The sequence below is a fragment of the Archangium sp. genome, assembly GCF_057119385.1.
The window spans coordinates 1-20,697 of sequence record NZ_DBNGVP010000182.1; the positions used below are offsets into that span (position 1 = coordinate 1).

Here is a 20,697-nt window from a genome sequence, read left to right on the forward strand (position 1 = left end):
ATCGACTTCGGCACCGCGCGCCTGCCGGGAGCCCTCACCCAGACGCTGGGCCTGCCCGAAGGCGTCCTGCACCTGGTGCCGCCCGAGCTCCTGGCCTACACGCGCACCGAGGCGTGGAAGCGGGGCGAGCCCTTCCAGGGAGGCGTGCCCGCGGACTTGTACGCACTGGGGGTGCTGCTCTACCAGGGCCTGACGGACCTCCACCCCTTCAACCCCGAGCTGCCAGACAAGGAGTTGTTGGCCGCCATCGCCAGCATCCCTCCCACCGCCCCCCACCTCCTCAACCCCCTGGCACCGCGCGCCCTCAGCGACATCGCCCTGAAGCTGCTGGAGAAACGGCCTGAGGACAGGTACCCGCATACCGAGGCATTACTCCAGGCGCTGGAGGCGGCCGTGGAGAAGGTGAGGAAGTCCCCCGCCTGGAAGGTGCCGCTCTTCGCCGTTGAGAACAGTCCGGCGGAAACCCTCCCCGAGGAGGTGGCGGCACAGCCAGCCCAGTTGCCGCCCGCAGCGCGTGAGGCCCCGGAGGAGGCACCGCCCCCCGAGGAGGCAGAGCATCCAGCAGACGCGAAGCAGGAGGAGCCTGCTGCGCCAGGAGGCCCGAGGCGCACAATGTGGCCCCGGGTCGTGCTCGCGGGCCTGACCGTGCTCGGCCTTGCCTTGTCGCTGGTGTACTCCACACTCACGCCCCCACCCGAGGCACTGCGGCCTGGGGCTGGTTCCGAGAAAGGAAACCCACCCGTGTTCACCTCTTCACGCGCCACCCCCTCGAGTCTCCTCGCTGCCTGGCTGTGTGCCGCCGTCGGCATCGGTTGCCCCGCTGCCCAGGTGAAGCCTCCCGCGCCCGAGGACTGCCCGAAGGAGGCGACCGCGGCCATGTTCCAGGAGCTGGAACTCACACGGGGTAGCCCACTTCAGGCTGTCGTGGACATCAACCAGCCCGGCGACCCGAGCGAGGCAGGCGTCTACCAGGACGGCCCCGTCATTGGACGTCTCACAGTCGGAGATGGCAACCTGCCCGAAGGAACGCTGCTCCACGGCCACCTGTGGACGGGACCCGGCATCTACGAGTTCATGGAGGAGGAGAAAGTCCCAGCCGTCCTGGGCCGCTACACGCTGGCCGTGCTGCCCGATGGACGGAAGTACCCCGTGTGCATCGTGCTGGGCAACCCGGACGACGGGCGTGTGCCCATGCATGAAGGCTCCAAGGAAGGCGCCGCCGTGCTCAACCGGGAGCTGCCGGTGAGTGTTGTCCGGCGCTGGCCCTGAGCGCCTCGGCCCTTCGTCGCCGCCTGAATCGAGAGCGCCGAGGCATCTTCTCGCCTTCTGGAGCTCGCTGCTGGCCGCTGCCGCCGGTCACAAGAGCGCAACCTTCTTCTTGTGCTCTTCCCACTCGCTCAAGGCGGTTGCCACATGGTGGAGCGTGTGGAGCTTCAGCCTCTTGTGGTGGACCGCCAGGTAGTGCTCCCCGCCGATGACCACGAAGGTCTCGGGGTCCGCGGGGTGGCGCTTCAACCATTCCTCCGCTTCCGTTCGCGAGGGGAACGAGGGCGCCCCTGGTGGGATTCCTTCCGCGGTAAGCGCAGCGATGGCCGCTTCAATGACGTACTCACGATACATACCGCGGGTGTTGTCCTCGCGCATGTACCAGAACTGATAATAGTCATCGCCGATGAGGATGTTGGCTGGGCTCGGTGGTTCCGCGGTGCCCTTCAGCCATTCTTCCGCTTCATCCCGGTGGGTGAACCGCGCCACGGCGATGGGCGCATAATGATGAGGGTGGATGAAGAAGTCTTCGAACTCATCGAGCTGACCCGTGTCGGCGATGAAATCGAGCAGGGCAATGAGAACGCGGACGTGCTGCTTCTGCTCGGGCTCGGGTACTTCATCGATGACCTCGAGGAGCATCTCGACCGCTGGCCGCGAGAATTCGCCCTTGCCAGCATTCAAGGCCGGGCTTGTCCTGGAGGGAGCTCCAGGCGCAAGCTCATTGAGATAATCCTCGAAGCGGTAGATCTGCCCGGTCACCTGAACGAAGTTCCTGCTTTCGCCCACGTACCTCCAGAGTCGCTTTTCGTCCTCACGGCCTTGCGCCAGCGCAACCTGCCAGCGAGAACCCGCGAACTTCGCGGCGCCCGCGAGTGTTTCGAAGATCCTCACCAGCATGTCTCCGCGAGTTGGACGCGGGTGCTCTACCATGGACATGCGCGGAGGAGCAGGAGGTCTGCGATGACGGTTCGGCCTGCGACTGCCCGGACTCACCGGCGAAGACGCGGTGCTTCGACGAGCGCGGCGAGCGCATTGGCATCTGCGGGGGGCTGAGTGCCCGCTCAATCGCGGACTTCGATCTGCCCGGTGTAGACCTTGTCCAGCCAGTCCATGCCCTTGAAGCCGAGCTTCCGCGCGACCTCGGTGAGCTCCTCGCGCTTCGCGGTGTTGCCGGCGTAGTGGTAGGCGATGGCGAGGTTGGCGGCGATGGTGGGATCGTTCTTGTCGAGCGAATACGCCTTCTCGCCGTGGGAGATGGCCTCGTCGTACAGGCCGCGCTTGAGCGCCACCACCATCATGCTCGACCAGGCCTGGGCGTAGGACGGATCGATGGCGGTGGCGCGCTTGTAGGCGGCCATGGCCTGCTCGTACTCCTTGTGCATGCGGAAGATGCGCCCCTGGCCGGTGATGGCCTCGATGCGGCGGGGCTCGATCTCCAGGGCCTTGGCGTAGGCGGCCTCGGCCTCGGTGGGCCTGTTCAAGTCCAGCAGGACATGACCGAGCAGGGTCCAGGCCAGGTCATCCCGCGGCTCGGCCTGCAGGTGCGCGCGCAGCCGCTTCTCGGCCTCCTCCACGGCGCCACCGCGGTACAGGGCGGAGATCTCCTCCACCGGTTTCTTCGCCTCCTTGTTGGCGGACTTGGAGTCACACGCGGCGAGCAGGAGGACACAGACCAGGGCGAGCAGGCGTTCGGCGGACATGACGGACTCGGCGGAACGGGGGGAAGGAGCAGGAGGTCACTATGACGCCCGCGTGTGCTCCCATACAACGCGAGGGTGGATCCCCGGGACAAGGAGGGTGTCGGCCATGTGCCAGCCGCGCCCGTGGACTGGGAAAAGATTTCACCCGTGCGGGTGAGGCCGCCACCCCCCGTCCCCCAGTCCCACCCGCAACCCCGCGAATCCACGAGGGCGGGCGCTGGCATGCGTGCTGCTTCGTGCCGGGGCAGGAAGGTGAGTCTGGTTGGGGGAGGCGGGGAATGAAGGACGTGGCGAAGCGACACCTGGACCCGGTCTGTGGCAAGCACCTGGAGGCGCCCGAGGGCCGTCCGTCCACGGAGTACAAGAAGCGGCGGTATTTCTTCTGCTCGGAGCGGTGCCGCACGGCGTTCCAGAAGCAGGCGGAGCGTTTCCGGATGAACGACCTGGCGCGAGCCGGCGCATTGCTGACGCCGGGCCGGGTGCGCTGGGGCATCGCCTGAGCCATCAGGCGGCGATGCGCAGATCCTTGAGCTTGAGGGACAGCCGCCGCTGACCGCGGAAGGTGTCGAAGCTGGCCTGGAAGGCCAGGTCCACCGGGCCCTCGGTGAGCGCCAGCCGGTCCGCCATGCCGAAGCCGATGGCATCCACGGAGGGCGCGTCCACCAGGGCCAGCTTGAGGTGGCCGGCGCCGCCGGACTTGTGCGGGAGCACGCGCGGGCGGGCCACCTGGTGGCGCAGCACGAGCACGGGCTCGGGGTTGCCCTGACCGAAGGGCCCCAGCTTCTGCAGCGCCTCCACGGCGCGCTCGTCCAGCTCCTTCACGCCCACCACCGCGTCCACCTTGCAGCGGGGGATGAGGTCCTCGGGCGTCAGCCGCTGCCGGGCAATGCGCTCGAAGGACTCGCGCAGGGCGGGCAGGTGCCTGGCCTCGATGGTGAGGCCGGCGGCGTGCTTGTGCCCACCGAAGCGGGCGAGCAGGTCCGCGCAGCCGCTGAGCGCGTCGTAGAGGTGGAAGCCCTCGATGCTGCGCGCCGAGCCCTTCCCCACCCCGTCCTTCACGCCCACCATCACGGTGGGCCGGTGGAAGCGCTCCACCACGCGGGAGGCGACGATGCCGATGACGCCCGGGTGCCAGCCCTCGGAGTAGAGGACGAAACCGCGCGCGTGCTCGGCGCGCTCCTCGGCCTGGGCGAGCGCCTCGGTGAGGATGCCGCTTTCAATGCCCTGCCGCTCGGCGTTGGCGCGGTCCAGCACCTGCGCGAGCGAGCGCGCCGCCTCGAGCGTCTCGGAGCACAGCAGCTGCAGGCCGAGCGAGGCGTCATGGAGCCGGCCGGCGGCGTTGATGCGGGGCCCGAGGCGGTAGCCCACCTGCCCGGCGGTGACGGGGCTGTCCGCCTCCAGGCCGGCGACCTCCTTGAGGGCGCGCACACCGTAGCGGCGGCCGGAGGACAGCTCCTGCAGGCCGTGGTGGACGAGGATGCGGTTGGCGCCGGTGAGGGGCACCACGTCGGCCACGGTGGCCATGGCCACCAGGTCCATCAGGGCCTTGAGGTTGGGCTCCTTGCGGGTGGCGAACCAGCCGTCCTCGCGCAGCTTCTTGCGCAGGCCCATGCAGAGGTTGAAGGCCACGCCCGCGGCGCACAGGTGCTTGGTGGGGTACTCGCAGCCGGGCTGGTGCGGGTTGAGCACCGCCACGGCCGGCGGCAGCGTGGGCGGCACCGTGTGGTGATCCACCACCACCACGTCCAGGCCCAGGTCGCGGGCCCGGGAGATCTCCGCCACGGAGGTGACGCCGCAGTCGAGCGTCACCAGCACCCGGGTGCCATCCGCGGCGATCTTCTCCACGGCCTGGAGGTTGAGGCCGTAGCCCTCGTCCAGACGGTGGGGGATGTAGGTGGCCGGCCGCACGCCCAGCTCCCGGAGGAAGAGGTTGAGCAGCGAGGTGGAGCACACGCCGTCCACGTCGTAGTCGCCGTAGAGGGTGATGTGCTCCTTCTCGCGGATGGCGCGGAAGAGCCGGTCCACGGCGGCGGCCATGCCCTTCATGCGGAAGGGATCGGGCAGATCGGCCAGCCTGTCGGACAGGAAGGCCGAGGCGGCCTCGGGGGTGCGCAGGCCGCGGTGCACGAGCACGCGGGCGGAGAGCGGATGCAACCCGAGCTCAGCGGCCAGCGCCGCGGCCTGCTCCTGGGGTACCTCCGGCATCAACCAACGCACGATCGCCTACCCTCCTCGGATGTCCCGCGTGGGGCTCCGGGCCAATACACCGACAGTCTACTTTGGAAGTCTGTCAGAGGAAACCCGACCAGCGGACGAGCGGACGAGCGCTCCTGGGATGCCCTGCCTGCGCACGCGTCGCGCGGGATGAACAGCTTGCGATGCACGGCGGTGAACAAGGAGGGCTGCATGACACGCAGGGGCATCCAGTGGGTGGCGCTGGCGCTGGGGTTGGGAGTGGCGGGTACCGCGATGGCGGAGGACAGGCAAGGAGATGTGAACGTCTTCGTGAATGGAGGCGTCGGCGGGTACACGGGCGACCTGGGCGAGCTGTCGGCGACGGGCCCCACCTGGGGAGCCACCCTCAACCTGCAGCCCTACAAGATGCTGGGCTTCGAGGTGGGCTACGAGGGCTCGAAGAACGACGTGACGGACGACCGCTTCCGGGCCGCGGATGCTCCCTCGTTCATCCGCCATGGCGCCACCTCGCTGGTGAAGGTGTCGCCGCCCTTCGAGAAGATCCGCCCCTTCGTGGGAGCGGGGCTGGGCGTCTCGTACGTGTACGTGCGGGGCGCGGGCACGGGGGACCCGTACAGCTCGGACCTGATGGAGCAGGTGCCGCTGGCGGCGGGCCTCGAGTTCAACTCCGGGGCGCTGACGGCGGGCATCCGCGGCACGTGGCGGGTGCTGGTGGACGACAACTTCGCGGACGGGGCGGTGCCGGGGGACGCGAGCGGCGCGCTGGTGGACGGCACCCTCACGGTGGGTGGCCGCTTCTGAGCCGGTGCCCCTGAAAACCGAAGGCCCTCGTCCCCGCGCGAGCGCGGAGCACGAGGGCCTCGGTGTGAACGGCCGCGTGTGGCTCAGGCCGTCTTGGGCTGGTTCATGCCGGTCTTCTCACGGGCCTGGCGGGCGGCCTCGCGCTCGTCCAGCCAGATGGTGAGCGGGCTGGCGATGTACACGGACGAGTAGGTGCCCACGATGATGCCGATGAGCATCGCGATGGCGAAGTCGCGGATCTCTCCCACGCCGAAGATGATGAGGCCGATGAGGGAGAGGGCCGTGGTGCCGGAGGTGAGGATGGTGCGGGCCAGGGTGTCGTTGACGGCGATGTTGATGACCTCCGCCAGCGGCTTGCCCTTGAACTTGGCCATGTCCTCGCGGATGCGGTCGTAGATGACGATGGTGTCGTTGACCGAGTAGCCGACGATGGTGAGCAGCGCGGCGATGGCGGTGAGGCTGAACTCGGCGCGGCTGACCAGGTAGAAGCCGGCCACCATCACCACGTCGTGGAGCATGGCGAGCAGCGCGCCCGGGCCGAACTTGAAGTCGAACCGGAACGCCACGTAGATGAGGATGGCGATCATCGAGTACAGCAGCGCCATGACGCCGCGGTTGCGCAGCTGCTTGCCGACCTGCGGACCCACGTACTCCGTGCGGCGCATCTCGAAGTCCGGCTTGTCGGCCTGCTGGCCCGTCATGAGCGCGGCGCGGATGCGGTCCGCCATGCCGCTGGCGACGACCTGGTAGTCGAAGCCACCGGACTGAGCGGCGCCCAGCTCGCGCACCTCCTCCACGCCCGTGCCCGTGCCCACCACCGCGTTGCGGATCTGCTCGGCGCTGAGCGCCTGCTCGGAGCGCAGGTTGATGATGCCGTTGGCCAGGTCCGGGTAGATGCTCTTGATGGGGCCCAGCGCCTGGAGGGCCGTCTTGGCCTTGGCCGCGCTCTCCTCGGTGAGCTGGGTGACGCCGCCGAGCCGCAGGAGGAACGAGTTCTCGTCCGCCGAGCCGATGCTCTGCACGGACACGTCGTGCAGCCCACCGGACTCGGCGCGCTTGCGCACGTCCGCTGCGGTGATGTTGTTGTTGAACTTGACCTCGACCACGGTGCCGCCGGCGAAGTCCACGCCGAAGTTGAAGCCCCACACGGCGATGCCCACCAGGATGAGCAGGTTGATGGCCGTGGAGATGAAGATGGCGGGCTTGCGCTTGCCGATGAAGTCGAAGTGCGTCTTGTTCTTGAGGATCTGCATCTGCGTTCCCCGGGCTAGACGGACACCGTCTGCGCGTTACGGCCGTGGACGACGTAGGTCATCATGACCCGCGTCACGAGAATGGACGTGAAGAGCGACGCCAGCAGGCCGATGATGAGCGTGGTGGCGAAGCCGCGGATGGGGCCCGTACCCGTGAAGAAGAGCACGAAGCCGGCGATGAGCGCGGTGACGTGGGCGTCGAAGATGGTCCAGAAGGCGCGGTCGTAGCCCTGATCCACCGCCATGCGGGCCGTCTTGCCGTGGCTGAGCTCCTCGCGGATGCGCTCGTTGATGAGCACGTTGGCATCCACCGCGATCCCCAGCGTCAGCACGAAGCCGGCGATGCCCGGCAGGGTGAGCGTGGCGTTGAAGAGCGCCAGGCCGCCGAGGATGAGCATGCCGTTGAGGATGAGCGCCACGTCCGCGATGAGGCCCGCGCCCTTGTAGTACAGCGCCATGAAGGCGACCACGAGCGCCAGACCGACGGCGGCGGCCAGACCGCCCTTGCGGATGAGCTCGTCACCCAGCGAGGCACCCACCTGGCGGATCTCACCGGTGGTGACGGGGGCCGGCAGCGCGCCCGCCTTGAGGGCCAGGGCCAGCGTCTGGGCGTCGGCGAGCCACACGTCCAGGGGACGGCCACCCGAGCGGCCCATGGTGATGCGGGCGCGGCCACCGCCGATGCGCTCGTTGATGCGCGGGGCGGACTGCACGTAGTCGTCCAGCACGATGGCCATGCGCCGGCCGGTGCCCTTCTCGGTGAGCTGCTCGAACTCGCGAGCGCCGGCCGCGTCGAAGCTGACGTTGACCTCCGGCTCGTTGAGCTGGCTGAGGTTGGCGTCCGCGCCCGTCAGGCTCTCGCCGGTGAGCGGCACGTCCTTCTCCACCAGGTAGGTGCGGTAGCTGTCGCACACGCCCTTCTTCGTCGCGCTGGGGATGCACTCGAGCAGCACCTGGCGGTCCGCGGGCGTCTTGGGCTGCACGTAGGCCAGCAGCGCCTCGCGGTTGGGGCCCATCAGCTGCGGGAAGCCCTCGGAGGTGTCCAGGGTGATGTTGCTGCCCTCGGGCGGCGGCGTCTGGGTGAAGGTCTGCCGGAAGAAGTCGGTGGAGTCATCCACCATGCGGAACTCGAGCTGCGCCGTGGTGCCCACCAGCTCCTTGGCCTGCTCCGGGTCATTGCGGCCCGGCAGGGAGATCTGGATGGCGTCGGTGCCCAGCTTGCGCACGTCCACCTCGGCCACGCCCCACTTGTCGATGCGGCGGCGGATGACGAGCATCGCCTGGTCCACGGCCTCCTCGCGGAAGCGGTTCACCTGGCCCTCGTCCGGGGTGAGCACCAGCGTGGCGCCATCGCGCGACACCTTGACGAAGTCGGTGAAGGTGGCGAGCACCTCCTTCTCGATGGCGTCCATGGTGTTGGGGTCCGCGGCCGTCAGCGACAGGCGCAGGGCCTCGGGATCCGTGTTCACGGTCACCTGGCCCAGCTGCTTGTCGTTGATGTAGCGGGCGATCTGATCACCCCGGCGCTCGGTGCGCTTCTGCAGCGCCGTCTTGGTGTCCACCCGCATCACCATGTGGATACCGCCCTGGAGGTCCAACCCCAGGTTGATGCGGTACTTGGCGGGGGGAGCCCACTTGGGCATCCGCTGCTCGAGCAGGGTGAGGTTGTTGCGATCCGCCCTGTCGAGCACGAACAGCGAATAATAGGAGGGGACGAGGAGCCACACGGTCAACAGCGTCACGCCAATGACCAGGCCCAGCCTCCAGTACCAGCCGCGATCCATTACTTCTCCTCCTTCTTATCTTCGATCTTGGCGGCAGGGGCGGGCTCACCCGCCGTCGCATACCTGCCGGCCACGGAAGTCTTGAGCACGCGCATGCGCACCCCGGTGGCCACTTCGAGTGTGACCTCGCGCTCCGACACCACGTGAATGCGCCCGATCAGCCCGCCCCGGGTGATGACCTCATCGCCCTTCTTCAGGCCGGCCACGAGCTCGCGGTGCTCCTTGAGCTGCTTGTTCTGCGGCCGGATCATGACGAAGTACATGATCACGAACAGGCCGATGAAGAGCACGATGCTGGGCACGGCGCTCTGGCCGCCCGCCGCCTGGGCCAGGATCAGAAAGCTGTCTGCCACAAACCGCCTCGTCTCGAGAGAGGGTTCCGCCCACGCCGCCGTCCACCACTGGACAACGGACAAACCGGAAAGGGGGGCCTTCTAGCAGCAGGCACACACCCCGGGCAAGTGAACGGCGAGGAGTCCCCGGCCTTTCCGTACCGCGTCAAGCCCGTTTGCCTTCCTCCTGGCCTTGTGCTGCCCCGGAGGGAGGTGCCGTCCGGCACGCTGGAAAAGCCCCGGCGGACCCCAGGAACCGGCCGTCTGGACGGCCGCCGGGATGTACCGCTGGCACCTACTTCGAGCGGGTGCGCTCGGACTCCTGGGCCCGGGCCTTGTCGCGGAAGTCCCGGGCGAAGGCGGTGTACCGGTCCTCGGCGATGGCCTGGCGCACGTCCTTCATGAGGGTGAGGAAGTAGTGGAGGTTGTGCAGGGTGTTGAGCCGCATGGCGAGGATCTCGCCCGCCACGAAGAGGTGGCGCAGGTAGGCGCGGCTGAAGTTGCGGCAGGTGTAGCAGGAGCAGGCGGGGTCCGCGGGCCGGGGATCCTTGGCGTAGGTGGCGTTGCGGATGACGACCTTGCCCTCGGAGGTGAAGAGCAGGCCGTTGCGCGCGCAGCGGGTGGGCAGCACGCAGTCGAACATGTCCACCCCGTGCTCCACGCAGGTGACCAGGTCCACGGGGGTACCCACGCCCATGAGGTAACGCGGCTTGTCACGGGGGAGGAGCGGGGCGGAGAAGGCCACGCCCTCGTGCATGGCCTCGGGGGTCTCCCCCACGGAGTAGCCGCCGAGCGCGTAACCGGGCAGGTCCACCGCGCACACATCCTCGGCGTGGGACTTGCGCAGGTTCTTGTCGAGGCCGCCCTGGACGATGCCGAAGAGCGAGGAGCGCTCGCGGCTCCAGGCCTTCACGCACCGCTGCAGCCAGCGCGTGGTGCGCGCCAGGGACTTCTCCAGGTAGGCCCGGTCCTCGGTGGAGGGCGGGCACTCGTCAAAGGCCATGATGATGTCGGCGCCGAGCGTCTCTTGAATCTCGATGGAGCGCTCGGGCGTCAGGAGGATGTGGCGCCCGTCCAGGTGGGACTGGAAGGCGGCGCCCTCCTCGGTGATTTTCCGCTTCTCGGCGAGGCTGAAGACCTGGAAGCCGCCGCTGTCGGTGAGCATGGGGCGGTCCCAGGAGATGAAGCGGTGCAGGCCGCCCATCTCCCCCACCAGGTCGTCTCCGGGCCGGAGCATCAGGTGGTAGGTGTTGCCGAGGATGATTTGAGCATCGAGGGTGAGCAGATCATCCGGCCCCACGCCCTTGACGCTGCCCACGGTGCCCACGGGCATGAAGATGGGGGTCTCGATGAGACCGTGGGGGGTGTGCAGGCGGCCCCGGCGGGCGCGCGAGCCCGAGGCGTCCTCGTGCAACAGCTCGTAGCGCACCAGACTCGGCGGGACGCGGGTGTCACCCTTCTCCTTGCGCGGCTCTGCCATGGCGTCGTATCTCCTACTCCGTCACCAACATCGCGTCGCCGTACGAGAAGAACCGGTAGCCGGCGGCGACCGCCTCCCGGTAGGCCGCCAGGGTCTGCTCGCGGCCGAGCAGCGCGCTCACCAGCACCACCAGCGTGGAGCGCGGGAGGTGGAAGTTGGTGAGCAGCACGTCCACCTGCCGGAAGCGGAAGCCGGGGCGGATGAAGAGGGTCGTCTCGCCCGTGTCGGCGCGCAGGGTGCCCGAGTCCGGGTCCGTCGCGGCCTCGAGGGTGCGCACCACGGTGGTGCCCACCGCCACCACGCGGCGGCCCTCGGCCTTGGCGGCGTTCACCGCCCGGGCGGTGGCCTCGGGGACGAAGTAGCGCTCCGGGTGCATGTGGTGCTTCTCGAGGTTGTCCTCGCGCACGGGGAGGAAGGTGCCGGGCCCCACGTCGAGCGTCACCTCGACGCGGTGGATGCCCCGGGCCGCGAGGGCGTCGAAGGTGGCCTGGGTGAAGTGCAGCCCGGCGGTGGGAGCGGCCACCGCGCCCGAGGCCCGCGCGTACACGGTCTGGTAGCGCTCGGCGTCGGCGGCCTCGGGGGCGCGGGTGATGTAGGGGGGCAGCGGGAGGCGGCCGGCCTTGTCCAGCAGCTCCGCGAGCGAGGTGCCCGGCGCGGCGTGGAAGCGCACCCGGTACTCCCCTCCTCCGAGCGCCTCCAGCACCTCGGCCTCGAGGCCCTCGGGGAAGGAGACGCGGGCGCCGGGCTTGAGGCCCTTGGAGGCCTGGCCGAGGCAGATCCACTCGAGGGCCTCGGTGGCGCCGCCGAGGGCCTGCGAGGTGAGCGTGGGGGCCGAGGGGCGGACGACGAGGAGCTCCACGCGGCCGCCGCTGCCCACCTTGCTTCCGAGCAGGCGGGCGGGGATGACGCGGGCGTCGTTGACGACGAGGAGGTCGCCTTCGCGCAACAGACCGGGCAGGTCGGAGAAGTGGCGGTGCTCGCGGGCGCCCGAGGAGCGGCTCACCACCAGGAGGCGGGAGGCATCGCGGGACGCGAGGGGGGCCTGGGCGATCTGCGCCTCGGGGAGTTCGAAGTCGTAGTCGGAGAGCTGGGAGGACACGGAGGGGCGCTTGTAACAGCCCGGGCGCCTCGACGAAACGGGATGTGTCAGTAGAGCTGCTGGAGCTCGGTTCCCGGGTAGTAGTGCAGGAGGATGTCGCGGTAGGAGAGGCCCTCGTCGGCGAGCGCCTTGGCGCCCCACTGGCAGAAGCCGGCGCCATGGCCGTAGCCGCGGCCGGAGAAGTGCCAGCCGCCGCCGGAGCGCTCCACGTCGAAGTCGAGGCTCTTGAGCTTCGTGTAGCCGAGCTTGCGCCGGAACGCCGCCCCATCGAGCGAGAGGCCCCCGGTGGTGGCCACGCGGTTCACCCGGTCGGTGGAGGTGCGGGAGGTGACATGGAAGCCCTCGGGGGACTGGCCGAGGGCGGCCTGCAGCTCCGAGTCGGAGACGGTGACGCTCCAGCGGCTGGCGGGGAGGCCGCCGCACGGGCAGTCCACGGCCTGGAGGTAGGGGAGATTGCGCTGGAGGGCATCCTGGCCGGACTCGGTGCGGCCGCCGCAGGAGGCGTGGAAGTAGGCCTCGATGGGGGCGAGCTCGTAGGTGAGCACCTCGCCGCGGGTGGCCTGGACGGCGGCGAGGGAGCGCGGGTCCTCGCGGTTGACGCCGCCGTAGACCTGGTGGAGTACGCTGCTGCCCATGTGGAAGGGGCTGCCGTAGGTCTCGAGCTTCTTCTGGAGGGCGTAGGTGCGAGCGGCGACGGCCTGGGCCTTGAGGGCCTCGGGGGGGAAGGAGACGGGCATCTCGCTGCCGAGCACGGCGGCGAGGTAGTCCTCGAGGGGGATGACGTTGATGAGCTGGAGGCCGTCCTTGTAGAGGCGCACGACGACATCGCCGCGGACCTGCATGTCACCGGCGCGGAGGGGCGAGGAGCCGGGGACACCGGCGTCGCGAGCCTCCTGGCCGGCGCGGAAGCGGACGGCGTTGCCCATGACGGGGGCGCCATTGAGCTCCAGACGGGAGCCGCGGCGGCGCACGGTGGCGCTGTCCTGGTCGAGGGGCGAGAAGCGGGCGTCCTCGGAATCGGAGGCGAAGGAGAGGCCCTTGCCACTCACGCGCACCTGGCCCTGGGAGTCGCCCATGGCGATGCGCATGGTCTCCACGGCGAGGGCGCGGAGCGGCGAGAGCAGGAGCAGGAGGAGTGCAACAGGACGCAACATGGCCTCGAGTGTAGGGGGTGGTGCTCATGGCTCAAGAAATCGGCCGGCGGATGTCGGAGAATGAGGCCCCCGTGTCCCCTGCCCCCGACGTCTCCCACCTGTCGACCGCCGAGCTCGTCGCGGCGCTGCGAGCACTGCCATATCGCCAGACGGCCTTTCTCCTGACGCGGCTGGTCCAGGACCGCTCGACGCGGGAGAGCGCGCTCTTCTACGGCATCACGCTGGAAGCCTTCTGCGTGCACCTGTTGCGAGCGGGGCTGGCGTTGACCCGGGCGGCGGTCCTGCCCTGCCGGGAGCCGGAGAACGAGGCGGAGGAGGACGTCTGGTCGCGAGCGCTGGCCGAGGCCTTGGAGCGCGAGGCGGCGGCGGTACCCGGGGCGCTGACGGAGACGGTGGCGCTGTGCCGGAGGCTGCGGGCGTTGGGGCGGGAGGTGGCGGCGGCGCTCGAGGCAGCCGAGCGCGAGCAGGAGGAGTCACCGAAGGGACGGCGGGAGGATGTGCTGAGAAGGCTGGCGGTGGCGGTGCTGCTGGTGCTGACGGCATTCCTGTACTGCAACCGCCCCGAGGAGGCGCCGGAGCGGCGTGTCCAACCGCGGTCCCTGGAGCGCCGAGGGCCTGGACGGAGGGGGAGGTGGGGCATAAGGGAGGGGGATGCGCATCGCGAACCTTGCCCTGCTCACGCTGGCCCTGGTGGGTTGTCCCAAGCAGGTGGACACCCGGGTAGCCGGCTCGGACGATGACCAGCTGACCACCTACGAGGCGCGGCTCGAGGAGCTGCGGGCTCGGGGCTCGGCGGGAGAGCTGTCCTGTGCGGACCAGTGCACGCTGTCCACGCAGACATGCGACGTAGCAGAGGCCCTGTGTGGTGTCGTGGCCCTCAATCCGGATCGAGCGGATCTGCCACCGAGATGCGCACGGGCAAGAGAGTCCTGCGCGGAAAAAACGGACAACTGCACGCGCTGCCGGACCCGCTAGAAGAAACCAGCCCCCCGCCACCAACAAACCCCTGCGCCAACTTCGACCCACCGCGCCAACTCCTCCCTCGCCCTCCGGGAGAGGGTCGGGGTGAGGGTGCCACGCATCCCGGGTTCCCACCGTGAACGCGAGCCCCCGAGCCCCACCGGATTACCCGTGGACCCCGGACCTCCCATACGATGGAAGGGCCCATCCAGGAGTGCCCATGTCCCGCCGTCTGTCCGTGCTGTTGCTGTCGACCTGGCTCATGACGCCGAACCTCGTGTTGGCGGAGGATCTCACCCCCGAGCAACTGGCGCGCATCCGCCGGGCCGAGAAGGCGGCGGTGGACAAGGTGAACGCGACGCACGGCAACAAGAAGTCCTCGGAGCTGAGCAACGAGGAGCGCCGGCAGATCATCCGGGAGCAGCAGGAGGCGTCGCGGAAGGTGATGGAGGAGAACGGCGTGTCGCCGAAGGACTACGCGCGCCAGTCAGCGAAGATGGGCCCGAAGCAGAACGAGCAGGTGGCGGCGGCGGAGAAGGCGCTGGAGGCGCAGGAGAAGGCGGCGGGTGCGGCGAAGCCCTCCGCGGACAAGGAGCCCGGGGAGATCCAGGTCCAGGAGGGGTTCAGCGAGGACAACCCGGTGATGATGGAGGAGCAGGAGGGAGCGCCGCCGGTGGTGGAGCACGGCCTGCCGGCGGGAGAGGAAGGCCCGTCCGAGCCCTCCGGGGCGCAGTGAGCGCCCTGCCCTATCCCCAGCGCCGGGCCTGCCACACGGAGTCATAGGGGCAGGAGCAGTCGGTCTCTTCGGGCTCGGGGTAGGCGTAGCGCTCGCCCTTGTAGTTGCGGAAGACGGTCTCGTGCTCGCCGCGCTCCAGGACGTAGTCGGGCTGGAGGGTCACCTTGCCGCCGCCGCCGGGGAGGTCCACGGCGAGGTGGGGAACGGCGAGCCCGGTGGTGTAGCCGCGCAGCTGCTGGATGATCTCCATGCCCTTGGAGATGGGGGTGCGCAGGTGCTCGCAGCCCTGGGCCACGTCCATCTGGTGGAGGTAGTAGGGGCGGACGCGGATGCGCAGCAGGGCGTGGGAGAGCTCGCGGATGATGCGGGCATCCGAGTTGAGCTGGCGCATGAGGACGGCCTGGTTCTCCACGGGGACGCCGTGGTCCACGAGCCGCTCGCAGGCCTCGCGGGCCTCGGGAGTCACTTCCTTCGGGTGGTTGAAGTGGGTGACGACGTAGACGGGGGCGTAGCGACGCAGGAGCCGGGCCAGCGAGTCGGTGACGCGCATGGGCAGGCACACGGGCACACGCGTCCCGATGCGCACCATCTCCACGTGGGGAATCTCATGGAGCGGGGCGAGCAGCTCCTCCAGCCGCTCCTCGGAGAGGAGGAACGGATCTCCGCCGGAGATGAGGACGTCACGGACTTCGGGGTGGCGGCGGATGTACTCGAGGCCGCGGCGCATCTGCTCCTTGGTGAGCTCGGCCTCACCGCCCTTGGTGATGCGGCGGCGGGTGCAGTGGCGGCAGTAGACGGAGCAGGTATCGAGCGCGAGGAAGAGGACGCGGTCCGGGTACTTGTGGACGATGGCCTCCTCGGGCCGGGTCTTGTCCTCGCCGAGCGGGTCCGCGAGCTCACCGGGGCGGATGCGGGCCTCGGCGCGGACGGGGATGGACTGCATCCGGATGGGGCAGAACGGATGGTCGCGGTCGATGAGGGACAGGTAGTACGGGCTGATGCCGATGCGGAACAGCTCGGAGGTCTCCTGCACGCCGGCGCGCTCGTCGGGGGTGAGGAGGACGTACTTCTCCAACTGCGCGAGGTTGCGCACGGCGTGGCGCTGGTGCCAGCGCCAGTCGGACCACTCGGCGTCGGTGGCGTCGGGAAAGAGGGAGCGGCGCCCGGCCTCGGAGGCCGGACGCGCGGGGGCGCCCTTGGAGGGCGGCACTGGGGGGAGCATCACGCCGCCTTGGCCTGATCACGCCACCACTGCTGACCGGACTCGGGCAGCGTGTAGATCGGGTCGAAGTACTCGTACTTGCGCGAGAGGGCGTCGGGGTCGTTGCCCTCGATGCCGGTGCGGTAGTTCTTGGTCCAGTAGGAGATGCCGCGCTCGTGGTCGTACTCGGCGACCTGGTGGATCCACCGCTTCCCGACGAAGGGCACGTCGCAGACGATGCGCGGGGTGGCGAAGCCGGGCATGTACCCCATGATGTCGTGCTGGAGCTTCTGGGCCTCGGCCACGCTGAGCCGCCAGTGCTCCGAGTTGGGGATCATGTCGCACATGTAGAAGTAGTACGGGAGGATCTTCGCGTGATCGAGCAGGGTGAAGCACAGCTCGAGGAGATCCTTGGGGGTGCTGTTGACGCCGCGCAGGAGGACGCCCTGGTTGCGCACGTCGCGGAAGCCCATGTCGAGCAGCTTGCGCACGGCCTTGCCCACGAGGGGGGTGAGCTGGCGGGCGTTGTTGACGTGGGTGTGGAGCGCGAGGTCCACGCCGCGCTCATTGGCCTTCTTGGCGAGCCGCTCCATCCCCTGGAGGACGGAGTCCTGGAGGAAGTGCTGGGGGATGGCCATGAGGCCCTTGGAGGCCAGGCGGATGTCGCGGATGTTGGGGATGTCGAGCAGGGCGCTGACGAAGGGCTCGAGGGCCTGGATGGGGAGGTTGGCGATGTCGCCGCCGCTGACGACCACGTCGCGGACGGTGGGCGTCCGGCGCAGGTAGTCGAGCATCGCCTCGTAGCGCTCCTTCTGGCCGAGGTTGAAGCGGTGCTTCTGGACCTGGGGGACGTCATTGCCCACGAGGTCCATGCGGGTGCAGTGGCCGCAGTACTGGGGGCAGGTGGGGAGCATCTCCGCCAGCACCTTGGTGGGGTAGCGGTGGGTGAGCCCCTCGACGGCCCACATCTCGGCCTCGTGGAGGCTGTCGCGGCTGGCCTTGGGGTGGTTGGGCCACTCGGGGTGCCGGTCGTCGAAGGCGGGGAGCATGTAACGGCGGACCGGGTCGTTCCACAGGTCCGTCTCGTCCATGGTGTTGAGCATCTGGGGCGGGACGAGGATGGACATCGTCGCCCGCTCCTGCTGGTCGCGCTCCATGCTGGCCAGGAGGTCATCCGGCAGGAAGTGGCCGAGGGCGGCCTTGAGCTCCTTGAGGTTCTTGACGGTGTGCTTGCGCTGCCACACGGAGCTCTCCCACTCGGCCTGGGAGACGTCCTTGTAGCCGGGGAGGCGACGCCAGTCGGGCTCCACGAACTCACGGCGGAGCGGATAGGAGAAGGGCTGCTGCGCGGGGCCAGCGGAGGCGGCCTTGCCGCGGATCGGCGTCGTCGTCATGGCGATCCACCTTGAAGGGGAACCAGGGCCCGGAAACCGGGAACCCGGATGGAAGCCCCTCTTTACCCAACACGGGAAAGAGGGCAACCAATGCGTGATTACTCGAGGGGGATGTTGATGAGCTTGGCCACATCCCCCTCGGAGATGGTGACCTTCTGGGGCTTGCTCTGTTTACCGCCGAGCTTGAAGACGACGGTGCGGCTGCCTACCGGCAGGAGGAGCGGATTACCAAGTGCCACAGGGGTCTGACGGCCGGTGTTCTTGCCGTCCACCCAGATCTGGGCACCGGGAGGGCGGGAGCTGCAGGCGAGCTTGCCCTTGGCCACGGAGCGGGAAGACCGGGTGCTCTTCTCCGGGGAGGACTTGGAGACGGTGCGCTCCGGGCGCTCGGGGGCGGGCTCCTCCTTCTCGAGCTCGAAGGGCACCTGCACCTCGGTGTCGCCCTCGGAGCGGAACTTGCCGGAGTAGCGCTTGAAGCCGGCGCGAGTGACGGTGAAGGCGTAGGTCTTGCCGATGGTGAGGTTGGCGAGCTTCGCGTCGGGCGTCTTGCCCACGCGCTTGCCGGCCACCTCGATCTCCGCGCCGGAATCTCCCACGAACACGGCCGCGAACGTGGTGGGCTTGGGTGGTTCCTCGGCCGCGGGCGGAGTGCCCGTCCCCTGCTCCGGAGTCGAGCCCGTCGCGGACGCGGTCTGCGGGGCCGGGTCCTGAGCGGGAGCACTCGGCTCGGTCTGGGAGTCGGACGGAGTCCCCGCCGAGGTACCCGTTCCCGTGCCGGTCCCGGTCCCGGTGGCGCTGGCGACCTGGGTATCGGTGGCCGCGGGCTTCTCGGGCTGATCGGGTGGAGGCTCGGCCTCCAGCGACACGCTCAGCACCTGGGCGCGCTGGCCCTTGGTGACGGTGACGGACTGCTCCGCGCGCAGATGACCTGGGGCGGTGGCGGTGAGCTTGTGAACGCCCGCGGGGAGCTCGATGACCTGGTTCTGCGCGACCGGCTGGCCGTCGATCCGGACCTCCGCGCCCTGGGCGGGCTGGACGGAGATCATCACGCTGCCGGTGTTGGGCCCGGAGAACAACACGACACCCAGCATCACGAACACGAGCAGCACGGCGCCCGCGGCGATGCCGATCATGGCCTTGGGAGGCAGCTTCTTGCCGGCCACGGCGGCGCGAGGAGCCTTCTTCTGGGGCGGGGGCTTCGACTTCTGGGGAGCGGGCTCCTGAGCCTCCTCCGGGATGGCGACAGGGCCGGTGGTCTCCTCTTCCTGGGGATCGTCCACCTCCCCCGGCGAGTGCTGCTCGCCATACTCGTCCTGAGACTCCTCGGACAGGTGCTGCTCGTCCTGCTCGAGCTCGTCGTGGGAGGAGTCCTGCTGCTCCTGCTCCAGGGTCAGCCGCCTGCGATGACCGGTGGGCATCGGGCTGAGCATGGTGCTCCCCGATTCAACCTGCCCCACGCGGGTGGCATTGGGCTCCTGAGGCTCCGGACGTGCCGTGGGAGCAGGTCCAACAACGGTAGCGCCCGCGTAGCCCTCCCCTTCCTCATCGCCAATGACCACCTGCTGCCGGCCACCGCGGCCGCGAGCGGAGGGCGGCGAGTTGTCATCCCCGGAGGGGTAGTTCGTCTCACCCGTCAGGCTGTCGTCGACCAGCACGCTCGAAGAGGCCGCCGGGCCGGAGGCTCCCGGCCGGGGAACCACGAGGGAAGGATCGAAGATCTGCGTCTTGTCTCCCGCGCCATCGAGTTCCGCCAGCTCCTCATCGGTCGCGGGAGGCACATGGCCGCTGCTCACCGCGGGTTGAGCGGGAGCCGTGGGCGAGCGTCCGACGGGCATCGCGGGGAGGGACTGCTGCCGGCGTGGCGCGCGGGGGGACAGCTCACCCGTCACACCCGTGGCCTCGAGCTGTTCCGGACGCTCGATGGAGGCGTAGCGCTCCATCTTCTCGGCCTCGCGGACGATGTCCTCGGCGAAGGCCTCCTTCATGTAGGCCGAGAGGTGCTTGGACGAGTAGATGGCATCGCCAGCCAGGAGGAAGCGCATCAGATCCTCCTGGAGATCCGATGCCCACTGGTAGCGGTCCTCCACATCACGGGCGAGGGCCTTCATCAGGACCTTCTCGAGTCCCGCCGGGATGTTGGGATTGAACTGCCGAGGCATGGGCACGTCGGCGTTGCGGACCTTCTCCAGGGTGGAGAAGTCCGACTCGCCCACGAAGAGCCGCTCGCCCGTCAACATCTCGTAGAGGATGACGCCCACGGCGAAGACGTCGCTGCGGCGATCGATGGGCAGGCCACGGACCTGCTCCGGGCTCATGTAGCCGAACTTGCCCTTGAGGATACCGGCCTGCGTCTTCTGCGACCGGTTCGCCGCCTTGGCGATACCGAAGTCGATGATCTTCACCTCGCCTTCGTACGAGATGAGGATGTTCTGCGGAGAGACGTCGCGGTGGATGATGCCCAGGTCCTGCCCGCGCGCATCCTTCTTGCGGTGCGCGTAGTCGAGGCCCTCGCACATCTTCGAGGCGACGAAGACGGCCTGGGCCGTGGGCATGATCTCCTTGCGCCGCCGGTAGCGCTCCAGGAGCGTGCGCAGATCCCGCCCGGCCACGTACTCCATGGCGATGAAGTAGGTGTCCTCGTGCTTGCCGAGCTCGTCGATGCGCACGACGTTGGCGTGGTTCAGCTCGACGCTGATCCGTGCCTCGTCGATGAACATCGTGATGAACTCTTCGTCCTCCGCCATCGTCGGGAGGATCTTCTTGATGGCGAGGATCCGCTCGAACCCTTCGACGCCGAAGGCCTTGGCCGTGAAGACCTCCGCCATGCCGCCAACGTTGATGCGCTCGAGGAGGAGGTACTTCCCAAATGAGGTCGGCTTCTTCATTGCGTGGATCCGCCCGCACCCGGAAGGCCACAGCTCCACTCGGGGGAGAGCAGTGGGTGGAAAACCGGACGAATCCGGGACTTTAGACGGAGCACGGACGGGGAGTCAAACCACCCTGAATGGCGGATTCCTCAAGAGTTCCAGCCACTTGGGTCATTCGCCCCGTCTCGGAAGGTCTGCCGCGAGAGTGGCGACCGTTTGCTGCGCCTGGATGCTCTCGGAGTAACTGCCGGACAGTGCCCGGTGAAGCCGTACGGAGTACCAGGCAGCAGCCCGCAAAGGCGAAGGCCCCGAGCTCTCACGTGGTGTGAGGACTCGGGGCCTTCAAAAAAATCCGGCAGCGACCTACTCTCCCGCGCGGTTTCCCGCGGAGTACCATCGGCTCTGGAGGGCTTAACTTCCGTGTTCGGGATGGGAACGGGTGGGACCCCTCCGACATTGCCACCGGAAAAC

17 protein-coding genes and 1 rRNA gene are annotated in these 20,697 nt (G+C 68.8%); 5 read left to right on the forward strand and 13 right to left on the reverse strand.

Features of this window, described 5'->3' with window-relative positions:
• Nucleotides 1-1,269: serine/threonine-protein kinase (locus tag AC16DP_RS42625; RefSeq protein ID WP_483957055.1), on the forward strand; the 1,269-nt coding region annotated here is incomplete at its 5' end.
• Between the two features lie 87 nt (nt 1,270-1,356).
• Here the strand turns inward: AC16DP_RS42625 and AC16DP_RS42630 are convergent.
• Nucleotides 1,357-2,166 (reverse strand): hypothetical protein, encoded by an 810-nt coding sequence (locus tag AC16DP_RS42630; RefSeq protein ID WP_483957056.1) that lies wholly within the window; start codon nt 2,164-2,166, stop codon nt 1,357-1,359.
• Between the two features lie 164 nt (nt 2,167-2,330).
• The gene (locus AC16DP_RS42635) at nt 2,331-2,969 is read right to left on the reverse strand and encodes a tetratricopeptide repeat protein (protein ID WP_329728518.1); all 639 of its coding nucleotides are present in this window, start codon (nt 2,967-2,969) and stop codon (nt 2,331-2,333) included.
• Between the two features lie 278 nt (nt 2,970-3,247).
• On the opposite strand from AC16DP_RS42635, the gene AC16DP_RS42640 reads away from it, so the two are divergent.
• Nucleotides 3,248-3,469, forward strand: coding sequence for a YHS domain-containing protein (locus AC16DP_RS42640; protein WP_047856904.1), 222 nt, complete (start codon nt 3,248-3,250; stop codon nt 3,467-3,469).
• A gap of 4 nt (nt 3,470-3,473) precedes the next feature.
• Here the strand turns inward: AC16DP_RS42640 and recJ are convergent, their stop codons facing one another.
• The gene (gene recJ / locus AC16DP_RS42645; protein ID WP_329728517.1) at nt 3,474-5,186 is read right to left on the reverse strand and encodes a single-stranded-DNA-specific exonuclease RecJ; all 1,713 of its coding nucleotides are present in this window, start codon (nt 5,184-5,186) and stop codon (nt 3,474-3,476) included.
• 189 nt (nt 5,187-5,375) lie between these two features.
• Here recJ and AC16DP_RS42650 point away from each other — a divergent pair, with 189 nt between their 5' ends.
• The gene (locus tag AC16DP_RS42650) at nt 5,376-5,966 is read left to right on the forward strand and encodes a hypothetical protein (RefSeq protein WP_329728516.1); all 591 of its coding nucleotides are present in this window, start codon (nt 5,376-5,378) and stop codon (nt 5,964-5,966) included.
• An 83-nt stretch (nt 5,967-6,049) separates the two neighbouring features.
• Here the strand turns inward: AC16DP_RS42650 and secF are convergent, their stop codons facing one another.
• The 6 genes from secF to AC16DP_RS42680 all read right to left on the reverse strand — a co-directional run bounded on the left by secF (nt 6,050) and on the right by AC16DP_RS42680 (nt 13,068).
• Entirely contained in the window at nt 6,050-7,219 is a 1,170-nt protein-coding gene (secF, locus tag AC16DP_RS42655; RefSeq protein ID WP_329728515.1) for a protein translocase subunit SecF, read from the reverse strand.
• A 14-nt stretch (nt 7,220-7,233) separates the two neighbouring features.
• Nucleotides 7,234-9,003 carry a protein translocase subunit SecD gene (gene secD / locus AC16DP_RS42660; RefSeq protein ID WP_329728514.1) on the reverse strand — a complete coding sequence of 590 codons (1,770 nt, stop codon included), beginning with the start codon at nt 9,001-9,003 and terminating at the stop codon, nt 7,234-7,236.
• Nucleotides 9,003-9,356: a preprotein translocase subunit YajC gene (yajC, locus tag AC16DP_RS42665; RefSeq protein ID WP_329728513.1), complete on the reverse strand. Its 354-nt coding sequence runs from the start codon at nt 9,354-9,356 to the stop codon at nt 9,003-9,005. The genes secD and yajC overlap by 1 nt, the downstream gene beginning before the upstream one ends.
• Nucleotides 9,357-9,630: 274 nt before the next feature.
• A complete protein-coding gene (tgt, locus tag AC16DP_RS42670) occupies nt 9,631-10,815 on the reverse strand; it encodes a tRNA guanosine(34) transglycosylase Tgt (RefSeq protein WP_329728512.1) in 1,185 nt (394 codons plus the stop codon).
• Between the two features lie 13 nt (nt 10,816-10,828).
• A complete protein-coding gene (queA, locus tag AC16DP_RS42675; RefSeq protein WP_329728511.1) occupies nt 10,829-11,914 on the reverse strand; it encodes a tRNA preQ1(34) S-adenosylmethionine ribosyltransferase-isomerase QueA in 1,086 nt (361 codons plus the stop codon).
• A 47-nt stretch (nt 11,915-11,961) separates the two neighbouring features.
• The gene (locus AC16DP_RS42680) at nt 11,962-13,068 is read right to left on the reverse strand and encodes a SpoIID/LytB domain-containing protein (protein ID WP_329728510.1); all 1,107 of its coding nucleotides are present in this window, start codon (nt 13,066-13,068) and stop codon (nt 11,962-11,964) included.
• 26 nt (nt 13,069-13,094) lie between these two features.
• Here AC16DP_RS42680 and AC16DP_RS42685 point away from each other — a divergent pair, with 26 nt between their 5' ends.
• Together AC16DP_RS42685 and AC16DP_RS42690 are read left to right on the forward strand one after the other, a co-directional pair.
• Nucleotides 13,095-13,808 (forward strand): hypothetical protein, encoded by a 714-nt coding sequence (locus AC16DP_RS42685; RefSeq protein WP_329728509.1) that lies wholly within the window; start codon nt 13,095-13,097, stop codon nt 13,806-13,808.
• A 440-nt stretch (nt 13,809-14,248) separates the two neighbouring features.
• Nucleotides 14,249-14,764 carry a hypothetical protein gene (locus AC16DP_RS42690; protein ID WP_329728508.1) on the forward strand — a complete coding sequence of 172 codons (516 nt, stop codon included), beginning with the start codon at nt 14,249-14,251 and terminating at the stop codon, nt 14,762-14,764.
• Between the two features lie 10 nt (nt 14,765-14,774).
• On the opposite strand, the gene AC16DP_RS42695 is transcribed toward AC16DP_RS42690, so the two are convergent.
• The 4 genes from AC16DP_RS42695 to rrf form a co-directional block, all read right to left on the reverse strand.
• Nucleotides 14,775-15,986 (reverse strand): KamA family radical SAM protein, encoded by a 1,212-nt coding sequence (locus AC16DP_RS42695; RefSeq protein ID WP_329728507.1) that lies wholly within the window; start codon nt 15,984-15,986, stop codon nt 14,775-14,777.
• On the reverse strand, nt 15,986-17,359 hold the full coding sequence (locus tag AC16DP_RS42700) for a KamA family radical SAM protein (RefSeq protein WP_329728506.1): 1,374 nt from the start codon (nt 17,357-17,359) through the stop codon (nt 15,986-15,988). The genes AC16DP_RS42695 and AC16DP_RS42700 overlap by 1 nt, the downstream gene beginning before the upstream one ends.
• A 98-nt stretch (nt 17,360-17,457) precedes the next feature.
• Nucleotides 17,458-20,244 (reverse strand): serine/threonine protein kinase, encoded by a 2,787-nt coding sequence (locus AC16DP_RS42705; protein WP_329728505.1) that lies wholly within the window; start codon nt 20,242-20,244, stop codon nt 17,458-17,460.
• Between the two features lie 332 nt (nt 20,245-20,576).
• Nucleotides 20,577-20,693 (reverse strand): 5S ribosomal RNA (rrf, locus tag AC16DP_RS42710).
• Nucleotides 20,694-20,697 lie beyond the last annotated feature (4 nt).